15 protein-coding genes are annotated in these 13,708 nt (G+C 69.8%); 8 read left to right on the top strand and 7 right to left on the bottom strand.

Annotation, left to right across the window (positions count from 1 at the left end):
• Positions 1-49 precede the first annotated feature (49 nt).
• A complete protein-coding gene (locus tag QMO76_RS27250; RefSeq protein ID WP_306364188.1) occupies positions 50-1,309 on the bottom strand; it encodes an SPFH domain-containing protein in 1,260 nt (419 codons plus the stop codon).
• Between the two features lie 2 nt (positions 1,310-1,311).
• On the bottom strand, positions 1,312-1,743 hold the full coding sequence (locus tag QMO76_RS27245) for an NfeD family protein (RefSeq protein ID WP_306364187.1): 432 nt from the start codon (positions 1,741-1,743) through the stop codon (positions 1,312-1,314).
• 264 nt (positions 1,744-2,007) lie between these two features.
• Between QMO76_RS27245 and QMO76_RS27240 the strand changes: the two genes are divergently transcribed.
• The 4 genes from QMO76_RS27240 to QMO76_RS27225 all read left to right on the top strand — a co-directional run bounded on the left by QMO76_RS27240 (position 2,008) and on the right by QMO76_RS27225 (position 4,769).
• Positions 2,008-2,820, top strand: coding sequence for a DUF3097 domain-containing protein (locus QMO76_RS27240; protein ID WP_306364266.1), 813 nt, complete (start codon positions 2,008-2,010; stop codon positions 2,818-2,820).
• 203 nt (positions 2,821-3,023) lie between these two features.
• Positions 3,024-3,836, top strand: a complete 813-nt coding sequence (locus QMO76_RS27235) for a hypothetical protein (RefSeq protein WP_306364186.1) — start codon at positions 3,024-3,026, stop codon at positions 3,834-3,836.
• Between the two features lie 34 nt (positions 3,837-3,870).
• Positions 3,871-4,179, top strand: a complete 309-nt coding sequence (locus QMO76_RS27230) for a hypothetical protein (RefSeq protein ID WP_029928655.1) — start codon at positions 3,871-3,873, stop codon at positions 4,177-4,179.
• Between the two features lie 41 nt (positions 4,180-4,220).
• The gene (locus QMO76_RS27225) at positions 4,221-4,769 is read left to right on the top strand and encodes a hypothetical protein (RefSeq protein WP_372342095.1); all 549 of its coding nucleotides are present in this window, start codon (positions 4,221-4,223) and stop codon (positions 4,767-4,769) included.
• A gap of 292 nt (positions 4,770-5,061) precedes the next feature.
• Here QMO76_RS27225 and QMO76_RS27220 read toward each other — a convergent pair whose 3' ends face one another.
• From QMO76_RS27220 to QMO76_RS27210, 3 genes are all read right to left on the bottom strand, one after another.
• The gene (locus tag QMO76_RS27220) at positions 5,062-5,562 is read right to left on the bottom strand and encodes an SRPBCC family protein (RefSeq protein WP_306364185.1); all 501 of its coding nucleotides are present in this window, start codon (positions 5,560-5,562) and stop codon (positions 5,062-5,064) included.
• Entirely contained in the window at positions 5,559-5,936 is a 378-nt protein-coding gene (locus QMO76_RS27215) for a metalloregulator ArsR/SmtB family transcription factor (RefSeq protein ID WP_306364184.1), read from the bottom strand. Before QMO76_RS27215 ends, QMO76_RS27220 begins: the two co-directional genes overlap by 4 nt.
• Positions 5,937-6,044: 108 nt before the next feature.
• Positions 6,045-6,947 (bottom strand): LysR family transcriptional regulator, encoded by a 903-nt coding sequence (locus QMO76_RS27210; RefSeq protein ID WP_306364183.1) that lies wholly within the window; start codon positions 6,945-6,947, stop codon positions 6,045-6,047.
• 70 nt (positions 6,948-7,017) lie between these two features.
• Here QMO76_RS27210 and QMO76_RS27205 point away from each other — a divergent pair, with 70 nt between their 5' ends.
• Positions 7,018-8,178: a TDT family transporter gene (locus QMO76_RS27205; protein WP_306364182.1), complete on the top strand. Its 1,161-nt coding sequence runs from the start codon at positions 7,018-7,020 to the stop codon at positions 8,176-8,178.
• 157 nt (positions 8,179-8,335) lie between these two features.
• Here QMO76_RS27205 and QMO76_RS27200 read toward each other — a convergent pair whose 3' ends face one another.
• On the bottom strand, positions 8,336-8,572 hold the full coding sequence (locus QMO76_RS27200; protein WP_306364181.1) for a hypothetical protein: 237 nt from the start codon (positions 8,570-8,572) through the stop codon (positions 8,336-8,338).
• A gap of 696 nt (positions 8,573-9,268) precedes the next feature.
• On the opposite strand from QMO76_RS27200, the gene QMO76_RS27195 reads away from it, so the two are divergent.
• Positions 9,269-10,720: a hypothetical protein gene (locus QMO76_RS27195; protein WP_306364180.1), complete on the top strand. Its 1,452-nt coding sequence runs from the start codon at positions 9,269-9,271 to the stop codon at positions 10,718-10,720.
• A 150-nt stretch (positions 10,721-10,870) separates the two neighbouring features.
• Here the strand turns inward: QMO76_RS27195 and QMO76_RS27190 are convergent, their stop codons facing one another.
• Positions 10,871-11,374: a DinB family protein gene (locus tag QMO76_RS27190; RefSeq protein WP_306364179.1), complete on the bottom strand. Its 504-nt coding sequence runs from the start codon at positions 11,372-11,374 to the stop codon at positions 10,871-10,873.
• Positions 11,375-11,646: 272 nt separating this feature from the next.
• Between QMO76_RS27190 and QMO76_RS27185 the strand changes: the two genes are divergently transcribed.
• A complete protein-coding gene (locus QMO76_RS27185) occupies positions 11,647-12,468 on the top strand; it encodes a thioesterase family protein (protein ID WP_306364178.1) in 822 nt (273 codons plus the stop codon).
• Positions 12,469-12,536: 68 nt separating this feature from the next.
• Positions 12,537-13,688 carry a DUF5925 domain-containing protein gene (locus QMO76_RS27180; RefSeq protein WP_306364264.1) on the top strand — a complete coding sequence of 384 codons (1,152 nt, stop codon included), beginning with the start codon at positions 12,537-12,539 and terminating at the stop codon, positions 13,686-13,688.
• Positions 13,689-13,708: the final 20 nt, after the last annotated feature.

The following is a 13,708-nucleotide window of genomic DNA, read 5'->3' as shown; positions in this document are numbered from 1 at the left end:
GGTGCGGCCGCTGTGCGCGGCACCGGTCGACCGGGCCCCGGGCCGGTGGTCAGTGCTGCTGCGGGCCGGGCTGCTGCGGACCCGGTCGTTGCGGGTCGTAGTAGGTCGGAGCCTGGGGGTAGGACACCTGGCGCGACGGATCGGGTAGGCCGCGCTGACCGGAGTCACGCTGGCCGGCGTCGCGCTGGCGGCCCAATGCGGCGGCGGTCGGATCCTCCACCGGCTGGCGCGCATCGGCCTCGGCGGCGCGGACCGCGCGCTCGGCGGCCGGGTCGGTGGCCATGTCGAACCAGTCGGCGACCTCGTCGGAATCGTCCTCGGGCCGCTCGCCGGTTTCCCCGTCGGGGGCCGGTTCGTAGCGGAAGACGCCGTCCTCGCCCTGGGTGGCGAAGTTGCGGGCGAAGCCCTCCAGGGCCTTGCCGAAGTCGCTGGGCACCATCCACACCTTGTTGGCGTCCCCGCGCGCGACCAGGGGCAGGGTCTGCATGTACTGGTAGGCCAGCAGCTCCGGCGTCGGCTTGCCGGACTTGATGGCCGCGAACACCTTCTCGATGGCCTTGGCCTGGCCCTGCGCCTGCAGGTAGGCGGCGGCGCGCTCACCCTGGGCGCGCAGGATGCGGCCCTGGCGTTCACCTTCGGCGGACAGAATCGCCGACTGCTTGGAGCCCTCGGCGGAGAGGATCTGCGCCTGCTTCTGGCCTTCGGCGGTCTTGATGGACGCTTCCCGCTGACCCTCCGCGGTGAGGATCATGGCGCGCTTCTCGCGGTCGGCCTTCATCTGCTTCTCCATCGACTCCTGGATCGACGGCGGCGGATCGATGGCCTTCAGCTCGACGCGCGAGACGCGCAGCCCCCAGCGGCCGGTTGCCTCGTCCAGCACGCCGCGCAGCTGGCTGTTGATGAAGTCGCGGGAGGTGAGGGTCTCCTCCAGGGTCATGCCGCCGACCACGTTGCGCAGCGTCGTCACGGTCAACTGCTCAACGGCGGCAATGTAATTGGAGATCTCGTAGACCGCGGCCTGCGGCGTGGTGACCTGGAAGTACACCACCGAGTCGATCTGCACGGTCAGGTTGTCCTGCGTGATCACCGGCTGCGGCGGGAAGGACACCACCCGCTCGCGCAGGTCCACCTTGGCACGAATGCGGTCGGCGAACGGCACCAGGAAGGTGAGCTGACCGGACACGGTGCGGGAATAGCGGCCGAGACGTTCGATGACCGCCGCCTCCGCCTGCGGCACCAGCGCCACCGATTTGAAGACCACCACCACGACCAGCAGGACGAGTACGGCGGCAACGATGAGTACAGCCATATTTACGGCCCTTTCCACACGACGGCGGTCGCGCCGTCGATTTCCGCGACGTAGACGGTCGCGCCTTCTTCATAGCGATCGGACGGGTCGAGCGGCCGGGCGCTCCACACCTCGCCCTCCAATTTGATCCGCCCGCCGTGCTCGTCGACGGGCTCGAGCACCCGCGCCGTCTTACCCGGCAGCGCCTCCATACCCATCGGCTTGGCAGGGCGAAGCGCGTAGCGGCGCAACAGAACCGGACGGACCACCAGCATGAGCGCGACAGCGGAGATACCGAACACCACCGCGTCGACGATCACCGAGGTGTCCGCCAGCCCGCTCACACCCGCCGTCACCAGCGCGGCGCTACCCAACATGAGCAGGGTCAAATCCCCGACCAGTACCTCCGCCGCCGCGAGAAGCAGTCCCGCGACCAGCCAAATGATTGCGGCCACGCCTCCACCCTAGTGCCTCGACCGCTACGTCGGCGGAGATCGAATCCGAACGTGACCTGATACCGGTGCGTGATCCGCCAGCGGCGTCGAGGGCCCGCACGGCCCGGCGGGTGTCGCGGCGCAGCCGATGTCGCGGCACGGCGGTATCGCGGCAGGGTGGGTGTCTCGGCGCGGTTGGTGTCGCGGTTCACCCCCCGGGGCGCGGGTCGCTGCTCCGCGCGGCGCGCTCGCACCGGTAGCTTCTATCCGGTGAGCGGGCGTGACATGTACGGCGGTGACATCTACTCGGGCCATACCCGGAAGCACAAGCGCGAGGTGCCGAAGGTGGTGGCCGAACGCGATCTCGTCGCCGAGGACGCCGCCACCGGATTCTGCGGTGCCGTAGTGGGTTTCGACCGCAGCTACGACGGCGAGTTCGTGAAGCTGGAGGACCGCGCCGGGCGGGTGCGGCTGTTCGCGCTGCGCGAGGCGGCCTTCCTCATCGACGGTCGGCCGGTGACCCTGGTGAAGCCCGCCGCCACCGCGCCCCGGCAGCCGACACGGTCGGCCTCCGGATCGACGCGGGTGGCGGGACTGCGCGCCCGGGTGGCGCGGGCCAGCCGGATCTGGGTGGAGGGAGTGCACGACGCCGCCCTGGTGGAGCGGGTGTGGGGGCACGATCTGCGGGTCGAGGGCGTGGTGGTCGAACACCTCGAGGGATTGGACAATCTCGCGCAGCGGCTGGGCGAGTTCGGCCCGGGGCCGGGTCGCCGGGTCGGCGTCCTGGTCGACCATCTGGTGACCGGCTCCAAGGAGACCGGCCTCACCACCGGGCTCGGCGAGCACGTCCTCGTCACCGGGCACCCGTACGTGGATGTGTGGGAGGCGGTACGGCCCGCCGTGCTTGGCATTCGCGAGTGGCCCCGGGTGCCGCGGGGCGAGGACTGGAAGACGGGCGTCTGCGACCGCCTCGGTTGGGGCACGCCGCAGGACGGGTGGCGGCGGGTGTACAACGCGGTCAACAGTTTTCGCGACCTGGAGAGTCCGCTCATCGGCGCGGTCGAACGACTCATCGACTTCGTCACGGAGCCCGCGTAGCACCGGGCTCCGTGCGGCGAGGCCGTCGCACGCGGTCGCGTGCCACCACCGTGTCGTGTGCGGTGCGACCGTCGCAGCGAGCGCACCGGCGGCACTCCACCGCGGCGGCGGTCCGCACCACCCACCGGTCCCGGACCATCGGCCGCGCAGCGGGCTTCCCGCTCCGCGCGACCGGTCCGCAGCCCTCCAGTTATCCTCGAAGAATGAGTACCCCGAGCGCCACGCTGACGGTCTGGGCAGGCTCCTGGCTGGCCGGGCACAGCGCCCCCGACGATGTGCTGGACGCGCTGCGCGCCTGGGCGCCCCGGCAGACCGTCGCCGCCGGGGATCCCGTGACGGGCGGTCACACCGGGCTGCCGTGGGCGTCCGACGACGCGCTGGACGCACAGGGTGCCGGAATCATGGTGCTGCTCAAGCTGATTCGGGAAGCGGTGGCCGCGCCGAAGGCTCGGGCACGACTGGTGCTGCCGGTCCCGGGCGATGTGCGCGGCCTCCCCGGTGGCACCGAATTCGCAGCCGCGGCAATGGAAGTCGGCGAAGGGCTGCTGCTCGGCGCACCGGGCGGCGACGGCACCGGGCTGGTGCCGGTGTGGTCCGACGACGACACCCTGCGGTGGACCGTCTACGCCATACCCGTCCCGCCGACGTCCGAACCCGATATGCCGCTGGGTGAGGCCGAGTTCACCATGCGGCAGGCGGTGCGCGATGCCGCCGACGCACTGCAACGACTACAGACCACCCGGCTCGGCTCGGGCTCCGCGGGGCCGCGCGAACTCGTCGAGGCGGAACTGGAAAGCCATTCCAAACACCGCTATCCGGATTCCATGCCGCTGCGAGCCCGGCGCATTCTCGACACCGCCGATCAGGTGGCCGCCATTCTGACCGTGGCCGAGCGCGAGCCCGCCTCCGCGCCCACCTCCGCCAGTGCGGCGGCCGCGCAGGAGACGCTGCTGCGCCCGCTCTGGCACGCGATCCGCGCCGCCCGGCTGGCGGCGGTCCATGCTGCCGGGTCCTGACCCGAGCGTGCCCGCCGTGCGAGAAGATCGAGCCATGAACGACGCCCTACGGTTCGTTTCCACCGTCGACGAGCTCGACGCGCTCCCCCTGCTCTCGGTCATCATGGCCGCCAAACCGTCCCGCTCGGTCTTCCAGAAGTGGATCGACCGGCAGGAGGGCGGACCCACCTGGGTCCGCATGATGAGCGACGACCGCTATACCTCCGAGGAGCTGAGCGTCGGCCCGTTCCCGCTCTCGGCCCCGCAGCGGTTCTGGTTCGTGGTGCTCTACGACCCGTCGGTGCAGGGTCACCCGAACGATTGGGAGATCGCCGACGAGCTGGCGCGCGACCGCGCCGAATAATTGGATGCGCGAGCCCGCGGACCCGTCCTAGCCTGGGTCCGGTGGAGGTCATGTTCAAACGCACCGGCCAGCGCCGCTACGCGACGGTCGTCACCGATGCCGTGCACGGTGCCCGAGAACTCGATCCGGCCCCCGGCTATCACGATGACGTCCCGCACGATCTGGCGCACTACCTGGTGGAATGCGAACTCGGGCTGACCGGCGGGGTATTCGGGCGCGCCGCCCGCGGTGGCGGCTCGTTCCGTCCGGTGGGCGCGGGTGCGCAGGATGCCCGCGCCGCCCGTCGCAACTCCCGCAAGCAGCGTCAGCGCGAGGACCGGCTGCGCGGTACCGATCACGACGGCGACAACGAGATGAATCTGTCCGAGCGGCTGGCCGGGCTGTGCCTGGTGTATTGGGCGCGGCGGCAGGACCCGTCGGCGCGGCGACCCGCCTGGGTGGCCGCCGAGGCCGAGTTGGACGAACGGCATCGCGCCGCCCTCGAGCGGGTCGTCGACCGGCTCGAGGTGCTGGTCCCGCGCTGGCGGGCAGTGCCCTTCGGCGATGCCATCGGCTTCACCTGGCCGCATCCCGAGCCGACGACGCCGTAGGCGGCTCGTTCACGCGCGCGGGATTCGTCGGTTCGCGGCCCGCGCGGCGAGCGGTCGTCGGCCTCCGGACGTGTCTATACCCCTGCCCCGAATACCGCCGACGAACCTCGGAGGTACCACGTCGAATCGCTGCTCACACAGCGGAGCTCCGGTCGCCGCGCCGAGGTCAGCGTGCAAGGTGGGAGGAATTCGACGAGCCGGTCGACGGGATCGTCAGCATCGACGCCTTCGACCGGGGACCGGTGGATCGGAGCCGTCCGATCCACCGTCCACTCCCCGCGGGGGCGGGACATCACACCTGTTCGTCCTGCTGCTCGTAGTACGGCTTCATGGACGGGTAATAGTCGTCGAAGCTCGGCTGCGCATCGCCGTGTTCGGCGGCCACCCACGCGTCCAGGTAGTACTCCCAGCCGGGGCCGACGTCCACGGCGGCGACGCCGGGCGCGAGGTGCTGGGTGAAGGTGAGTTCGGTGCCGTCGGATCGCTCGGTGAGCACCGCCTCGAGCACCCACTCGCCGAGCTCGTCGGTCGTGCGCACGACCAGGTGGCGGGGCGGCTCGCAGATGTCGATGAGCATGTCGTAAGTGGGCTGGTTCTCCTCGAACAGCATGCGCACCTTGATGGTTCGGCCCGGCCCGGCATCGCCCTCCCAGGAGCCGTACCAGCGCGCGGTGCGCTCGGATTCGGTGACGCTGGCCCACACATCCTCGATCGGGGCGCGGAAGTTCCGGGTGAGGACCAGGTCGCGGCCCGCGGCGGTGCGGAACAGGCGGCCGTTCGGTTGCGGTGTCATGCGGTGGTCTCCTTGGTGTCGGGCGCGTTGGTGCCGGGTTCGGCCGGGCGGCTGCGCCGGTCGCGCCAGGTGCGGAAGACCTCGGTCTCCAGTGCGTCGAGGCGCCGTTCCCAGCTCTCGGCGGCGGCGAATTCCGCGATCCAGTCCGCGATCTCGCGCAGCGGTGCGGGATCGAGGTTGTAGTAGCGCTCCCGGCCCACGAGCTCGTCGTGCACCAGGCCGCTTTCCCGCAGTACGCGCAGGTGACGGCTGACGGCCGGGCGGCTGATCGGGAATCGCGACGCGATCGCGCCCGCCGTGAGCTGCTCGGCGCGCAGCAGACGCAGGATCTCCCGGCGTACCGGATCGGCTATCGCGGCGGCTACCTCATCCACCCCGAAAGCGTAACCGATCAGTTACGCGTTTGCCCAGAGCTCGGCGTCACGTGACCGGAGAATCGATGATCCCCCGGGTTCGCGGCGGGTGAATCCGACCGGAGCGCGTTACCCGCGGGCGATGGCGTAGAGATCGCGGGCCGGACCGGTCGGGCGCTGCCCGCGCGGCCAGACCGCACGCAGCGGCCGTTCCAGGTCGAGCCCGGACACGGCGGGTGACAACAGGATTCCCTCGGCCAGCTCACTCGCCACGGCCAGCGAGCTGAGCACGGCCGGGCCCAGCCCATTGGCCACGGCCGTCTTGATCGCGGTGGTCGAGGACAGTTCGAGCAGGACGCTGGGCTGCCAGTCGGGGATGACGCGTCGCATGGCGCGCTCGAAGGAGATCCGGGTGCCGGACCCGGATTCGCGATAGATCAGCGGGGTCGCCGCGAGATCGTCCACGGTCAGTTCGGTCCGCCGAGCCCACCGGTGCCCGGGCGGGACCACCACCACGAGGCGGTCGCGGCACACGATATGCCCCTCCAGATCACGCGGCACCGTCGGACTCTCGACGAAGCCGATATCGACCCGGCCGTCCAGCACCGCGCGGACCACCTCGGCGGAATTCCCGGATTCCAGGGCGATGGTGGTCGCGGGCTGCCGCGCCCGCAGCGACATCAACCACTTCGGGAACAGGTACTCGGCGACGGTCTGGCTGGCCGCCACCTGCAGCCGGGAGTCCCGCTCGGCGCGCAGCGAGTCGATCCCGGCGTCCAGGCGCGCGGCCGCGTCCACCACCTCGCGGGCCCATTCGGCGATGAGCGCGCCCGCCGCGGTGGGGCGCGAGCCGAGGGAAGTGCGCTCCAGCACCGGCACACCGACCAACTGCTCGAGATAGCGGATGCGGGAACTCGCCGACGGCTGGCTGATGCCGTGCTCGTGTGCCGCGCGCCCGAGACTGCCGAGTTCGATCACCGAGAGCAGCAGGTCGAGGGCGGCGACATCGGGCACTCGCGGCGACAGGGGCATAGAACGATTCTATGGACCCATTGACATACGCCCGCTACCCGGGGCGGCGCGAGGGGCGCACGCTGGTGCCATGACCAGCACACTCCACCGCCCCGCAGCGTTTCGGCCCCGGCACCTCACCCGGTCGGCGCGACGGACGCCGCCGCGGGTGGAGCGGTCCGACGCCTTCCGGCACATCGGCCCGAACTGGTTCGCCGCCGTCATGGGCACCGGCATCGTCGCCACCGCCGCGGTGACCCTGCCCTGGCAGCCACACGGGCTGCGCGGGGCCGCCACCGCCGTCTGGGCGTCGGCCGCCGTACTGCTCGTCGTGGTCGCGGGCGCTTTCGCCGTGCACTGGCTGCGCCACCCCGAGGCGGCCCGGGCGCACGGCCGCCATCCGATCATGGCGCACTTCTACGGCGCACCGCCCATGGCGCTGCTCACCGTCGGCGCGGGCACCCTGCTGCTGGGTTCCGACGTGATCGGCATGCGGGCCGCGCTCGCCGTCGACTGGGCGCTGTGGTCGGCGGGTACCGTACTCGGGCTGTCGACGGCGCTGGCCATCCCCTATCGGATGATCACCGGACAGCCCAGCAGCCCGGAGGCCGCGTTCGGCGGCTGGCTCATGCCGGTCGTGCCGCCCATGGTCTCCGCCGCCACCGGCACACTGCTGGTCCCGCATCTGCCCGCGGGCCAACCGAGGCTGACCATGATGTTCGCCTGCCTGGCCATGTTCGGGCTGAGCCTCATGGCCGCGCTCATCACCATCACCCTGATCTGGTCGCGGCTGCTGCACCACGGTCCGCCCGCCCGGGAATCGGTGGCCACCGTGTGGATCGTGCTCGGCCCGCTGGGCCAGTCGGTGACCGCCGCCGCCATGATCGCCGATGCCGGTCCGGCCGCGCTGCCCGAGCCGTATACCCGGGGCCTGCTCGTCTTCTCCGTCGTGTTCGGTGTCGCCGTCTGGGGCTTCGCCATGCTGTGGCTGGGCCTGGCGCTCGCGGTCACCCTGCGGCACCGCAAGGTCATGCCCTTCAATCTCACCTGGTGGGGCTTCACCTTCCCGGTCGGTACCTGCGTCACCGGCAGCAGTGCACTGTATGCCCATACCGGGGCCGAACTCTTCGCCGTCGCCGCCGTGGGACTGTACGCCCTGCTGGTGGGCGCGTGGGTGCTGGTCGCCGGGCGCACCCTCGCCGGGGTCCGCACGGGACTGCTGCTCCGGCCGCCCGCTCCGGTACCCGCCTGACCTGCCGCACACGGTGATTCGATGCGCGACGACCGCGCCGGACCCCAATGGTTCCGGCGCGCCGCGCATCTCCGCACGCCCCGCATGTTTGCACGCGCTGCATCATTGCCGCGCATGCCTTTCCGGGCCGAGCCGACGGGTCGCTCGATGTCGGCGCTCAGGCGCGGCGGGTCGGACGGTTTCGGCTGTGCGGCTGCGGCCGCGCCGGCGGGCGCCTGGCCGGCGGGCGGTTCGCCCAGGATTCGAAGGCGACCAGCACGACGGCGGCCGCGATCAGGGCCAGCGCCACCACCGTCGCCTGCAAGATGACCAGACAGAGGGCAGCCGCTTCCAACAGCCCCAGCACCGGGGCCCACACGAAGAAGTCCGGCGTCCCGAAGGCCCGACCCTGCATTGATTCTCACCCACAATCCGGCTCGTGGCGGCGCGCCGCCGATCGTCCCGAGATGCTATCGGTGGGTGCGGCGGATTCACAGCGCTGGGGAATCCATCTCACTCACCAGCCACCGGCCGACTGCCTGCTCCTCGAGTGTCACGACCATCGGCCGCGTGCGGCTCGCCGCCGGAGCAGCAACCCGGTCGATCGCAACCGCCGCCACCGACCGGCAACCCACACCGCTGCCGCTACACGTAACACGTTGACCGCCAGCCCGATTCAGCAACCACAGGACGACGACGGGACTGTGCGATGAACATGCCGCGCCCCCGGCCGCTACGATGGCTGCGGTTGGCGAGACAACTGCTGGGAGCGGTGGCCGCCGCGGCCCTGCTCGCCGGCGCATTCGTCATCCTCAACACCGTCACCGACCCCGACCGGATCCGCCCACCGATCTCCCCGCTGCCCCCGGTCGTGTCCAGACCACTACTGACCGACCAATGGCCCGCCAATCGAAGCCCCCGCACCGACTCACCGACAACACCGGACGAAACCGAACGCTACCGCCGCCCGCCCCGGCTCAGCGCCTCATCGGTAGTCTGCCCTGGTCCTCCGGACGTACTTGGTGATCGATGGACGTACTTGGTGATCGATGATTGGGATGGTGTCGGAGCTTGATCACGAAGTCCCGCTGGAACATTAGAGTCACTCGGCGTGACCCCTGACGAACTTCATTCTGTGCTGCGCTCCGCCGTCGAACCCACCACCGATTCAGATCTGCCGACGCTGCTGGCCGAACACCCGGATACGCTGGTCGCCGAAGCGGTGCGGACCGCGATCGAGGGCGACACCTCGCTGGCGCAGGCGGTGACGGCCGGGCTGCGCCGGTGCGAGCGGAACGAGGCGGTGGCGCGGGCCGCCGCCGGGATCGTCGAATTCGACGCCGAAGAACTGCGGCAGTTGTACGAGCTGGCGTCGATCATCGGCCGGCTGGCGGTTAGCCACTTCGCTGCGGCGGGGAAGGCGGAAGCCGAGCTGGAAGCCCAGATCGGGCTCGGCAGTCTCCAGCTCGAGTTCAGCGACTACCTATCGGCCGCAAGCACCTTCGACAAGGCGATCGAGATCTGCCGTCCGTTGGCCGTCACGCGGGAAGCCGAGTTCCTTCCGTCGCTCGCTCGATGCCTGCAGTGCCTGGAAATGGCGCTGGACAATATCGTCGACAAAGCAGACGAGTACGAAGACGATGGTATCGAGATCGACACATCGCAGGTCGAGGCGCGGTTCCTACCACTGGCCGTAGAGATTCAGTCGATTTATGAACGGTTGTTCGAATTGGACGCGCCGCAGTACCTGGTCCGGTTCGCGTGGGCGACCCGCAGGGCCGCCGACCTGCTCAGCGCAGACCAGGGCACCGCCGCCGGGATCGAGCTCTCCGCCCTCGCCGTGGCTCTACGCCAGCAGGTCTATGGCTCGAAGAAGGATCAGTATGAGGCCCTGTCCTTCGCGGTGGAGTCGTGCGAGCACGTCAACCGGCTGCTCGACCTCAACCGAACTTCCGAAGCCGAAGGCCGTTTGCGAGAACTGCTGGACGGGCTCGAGGCGCTGACCCGCGACAATCCCTCACATCTGCACTATCGCAAGTGTGTCTACCTGGAAACGGCGATCAAGAACTTCGTGGAAGCCGAACTGCCCGCGGAGGCCATCGGCTTCTCACAGCGCTTTCGCGAGATATACGCCATCAAAGCGGCGGCGCTTGACGACAAGCGCGATTATGTGCAACTGGCGCAATGGGATTGGGGTCACGCCGAACTGGCCTATTCGCTGACGCATTACGAGGAGGCTCGTGGGGCGTGGGACCTGTACATAGACACGTATGACCGGATCCGCCGCAGATGGCCCCAGGATGACCCCGCCGTCGTGGCCAGCGCTCGGGATCGAGTGTCCAATCGGATGGCCGAACTCGGTGACAGATCCGCCGCCGTCCACCACGCGCGCCAGGCGACGGACGCATGGCGCACGCTGGTCGAATCCGAGGGACAGGATCATCTGCCGTCCCTTCTTGTCGCGATGACCGCACAGGCCGACCGAGAACACGAGGCAGGGTTCGAACAGTCAGCCGCCGAGACCCTCGCGGCACTCGCCCGGCTCCGCCCGGAGGTGGGATGAGAACGGCCCGGGACGGCCCACGAGGAGGACTGATGGTCGCTCGGGTCGGCGGAAACGTCGGTCCGAAGACCACGGCGAACACCGCGATGGGAGAGACCGCCGATACCAGTGCGGGTACATCCGCCATCTCCGCACGCTACGGGCCGACCTTCACCGGTGGGCCACTCCGCGGGTGGGCTCGTCGATCTGTTCGCGCAGGATGTCGCCGTGGCCTGCGTGGCGGGCGAATTCCTCGATCATGGCGAGCAGGGTGAATCGCATGCTGATCGTGCCTTCGCCGGGGATGTCCCTGGTGTCGTCGAGGGCGAAGCGGGCGGCGATCTCGCGTGATCGTCGGCTGGCGCGCTCGAATTCGGCGATGACGTCGGCCAGTGACTCGCGGGCGGTGACGGTGAAGGTGCCCTCGTCGCGGCGCGCGTAGCCGTCGCAGTCGGATTCGCCGAGTCCCGCCCAGAAACGCTGGAACCAGATTCGTTCCGCGGCGGCGGCATGTTTGAGCAGGGAGATCGGTGTGGTCAGCGAGGTGACGAGGCGGCGGCGGGCATCCGTATCGGACAGGCCGCGTGCGGTCGCGATCAGCGCCTCGCGGTTGCGGTCGAGGGCGTTCTCGAGCAGCGCACGTTCGACACCGGCGGTGATTCGGTTGGTAGTCATGGGTTTTCAACTCCGTTCCAGAGGGTGGGGACAATGGCCCTCGATGGCACGGCGTGACCACACGGCAGCCGATCGAGGGAGAGAGGAAGCGTCCGGCGTTGGAGAACGACCGGGAGAGGTGATGTGCACGCCGCGAGGATGGCGGACCGAGCGTGGGCGATATGCGCCTACCCGAACCATACCCGGTGCCGGGGCATCGCGAACCACCCGCGAGCACCGTCCTACAACATGTTCTAATACATGAGGTTTGCCGGGAGAAGGAGTTGAGCGGGATGACGGCGTTCTTCACCGTGGTCGACGGGCGTTATCGTGCCACCGAGATGGCGGAGAGCGCGTGGTCACCCCGGCAACTGGCGGGGACGGCGGTGTGCGGGTTGCTGGCGCGCGAGGCCGAGTTCCGTGCCCCGGCAGGGTTTCTGCCTGCGCGATTCACCGCGGACCTGTTCCGGCCGGTGCTCAACGAACCGATCGAGGTGCACGCCGAGGTGGTGCGGGACGGGAATCGGGTGCGGGTGGTCGATACGTCGATCGTGCAGCACGGCACCGTGCACGCGCGGGCGAGCGTGATGTATCTGGCGGAGGCCGAGCCACCACCCGGGCAGGTGTGGGAACCGGCGCGGGAACTGCCGGTTCCGGCCCGACGGCTCGCGGGTGAGCACGGCGATCCTCCACTGTTCAAATCCGGAACCGCGGATTGGACCGGCGATTTCGCCTCCGGTCGCAACAGTGAACGCAAGAGCGTCTGGTACAACCTTCCCGCCCTGATCGAGGGCGAACCCATCTCCCCGTTCCAGCGCGCCGCCTTCGTCGGCGACGCCACCAACCTCGTATGCAACTGGGGCACCGACGGCGTCGGCTACATCAACAGCGATGTCACCGTGACCCTGGCCCGCCTCCCAGCCGGCCCCGAGGTGGGACTCCAAGCCCGCGACCATGTTTCGGCCAACGGCGTCGTCGTCGCCACCGGCGTCATGTACGACCGTCACGGCCCGCTGGGCACCTCGGTCATCACCGGCGTCTCGAACGCCCGCCGCCAGGTCGATCTGGCCGCCTTCGCCGAATCCAGATCGATCCCGGCTCCGACCCTGCGCTGAATCGCCGGACGGATCTGCGTAATTCGGTGGACCGGCAAGCGATCTCTGCGGATCATCGTCGGGTGACTATGAATCCGCAGGAACGTCTTCGGTTGATCGACCGGGTGGAGACCGCCGACTCGGCGGCCGATGCGCTCTCGTGGGTGATGAATCTCGATGATTCCGATTCGCCCCGCGACGTGATCGACGCATTGGGGCTGGCGCCGTTTCTCAGTGGCGAGCAGCCGCATGCGGTGTCGGTGCAGTTGGAGCATGTGAAGCCGGACGCTCCGCTGCGGCCGAGCGATGCGCGGGTGCTGCGGACCAGTGATGAGGACGGCACCGAGGCCGTGCTGGCGGTCGGGGTCGGGTGGACGCTGCGGGTGGTGCGGCGCAAGACCGGAAGCGCGTCGTTGGACGTGTGCGCCAGCAGTGCGGAACTGGCGCGCGAGGTCGTCGAGGCGTGCCGCGCCGACGCCACCGCGGAGCCCGAGCCGGATGAGAGCCGGGTGTCGATGGGCTTCTGGCACAACAGCGGGCACGGACCGCAGCGGCGGGAGCGGACGATCACAGCCGCCGGATGGGCCGAGGTCGACCGCAACTACAGCACCGACGTCGCGGCCGCGCTGGGCCGTTTGATGGCGATGCGGTCCGAGGAGATCAGCGGACGGCTGTTGCTGCTGCACGGGCCGCCGGGGACCGGGAAGACGTCCGCGCTGCGGGCATTGGCGCGGGAGTGGGCGGACTGGTGCCAGGTCGACTGCGTCCTCGACCCCGAGGTGCTGTTCTCGAATTCGGGCTACCTGATGGAGGTCGCCATCGGCGTGGACACCTACGACGAGAGCAAGCGGCGCTGGCGGCTGTTGGTGCTGGAGGACTGCGACGAGCTGATTCGCGGCTCCGCGAAGGAGTCCACCGGACAGGGATTGTCGCGACTGCTGAATCTGACCGACGGCATGCTCGGCCAGGGGCGCGATGTGCTGGTGGCGATCACCACCAACGAGAGCCTGTCCCGCCTGCATCCGGCCGTGGTGCGGCCGGGACGGTGCCTGGCCCAGCTGGAGGTCGGGCCGCTCGGGCACGCGGAGGCCAGTGCATGGCTGGCGCGCGAACTCGGCGACCGCCCGCGGCCGACGGTCGGAGCGGACGGCATGACCCTCGCGGAACTCATTGCCGCACGCGACGATACGGCTCGCATCCAGGCGGTTCCCACGCCACCGTCGGCGGGCGGCTATCTGTGACCGCCGAATCCCGTGCGGTC

Origin of the sequence: Nocardia sp. CC227C (assembly GCF_030767025.1) — a bacterium.
GTDB lineage: Bacteria > Actinomycetota > Actinomycetes > Mycobacteriales > Mycobacteriaceae > Nocardia.
The sequence above is the reverse complement of the archived record's forward strand: the minus strand, read 5'-3'. Positions and strand labels throughout refer to the sequence as shown.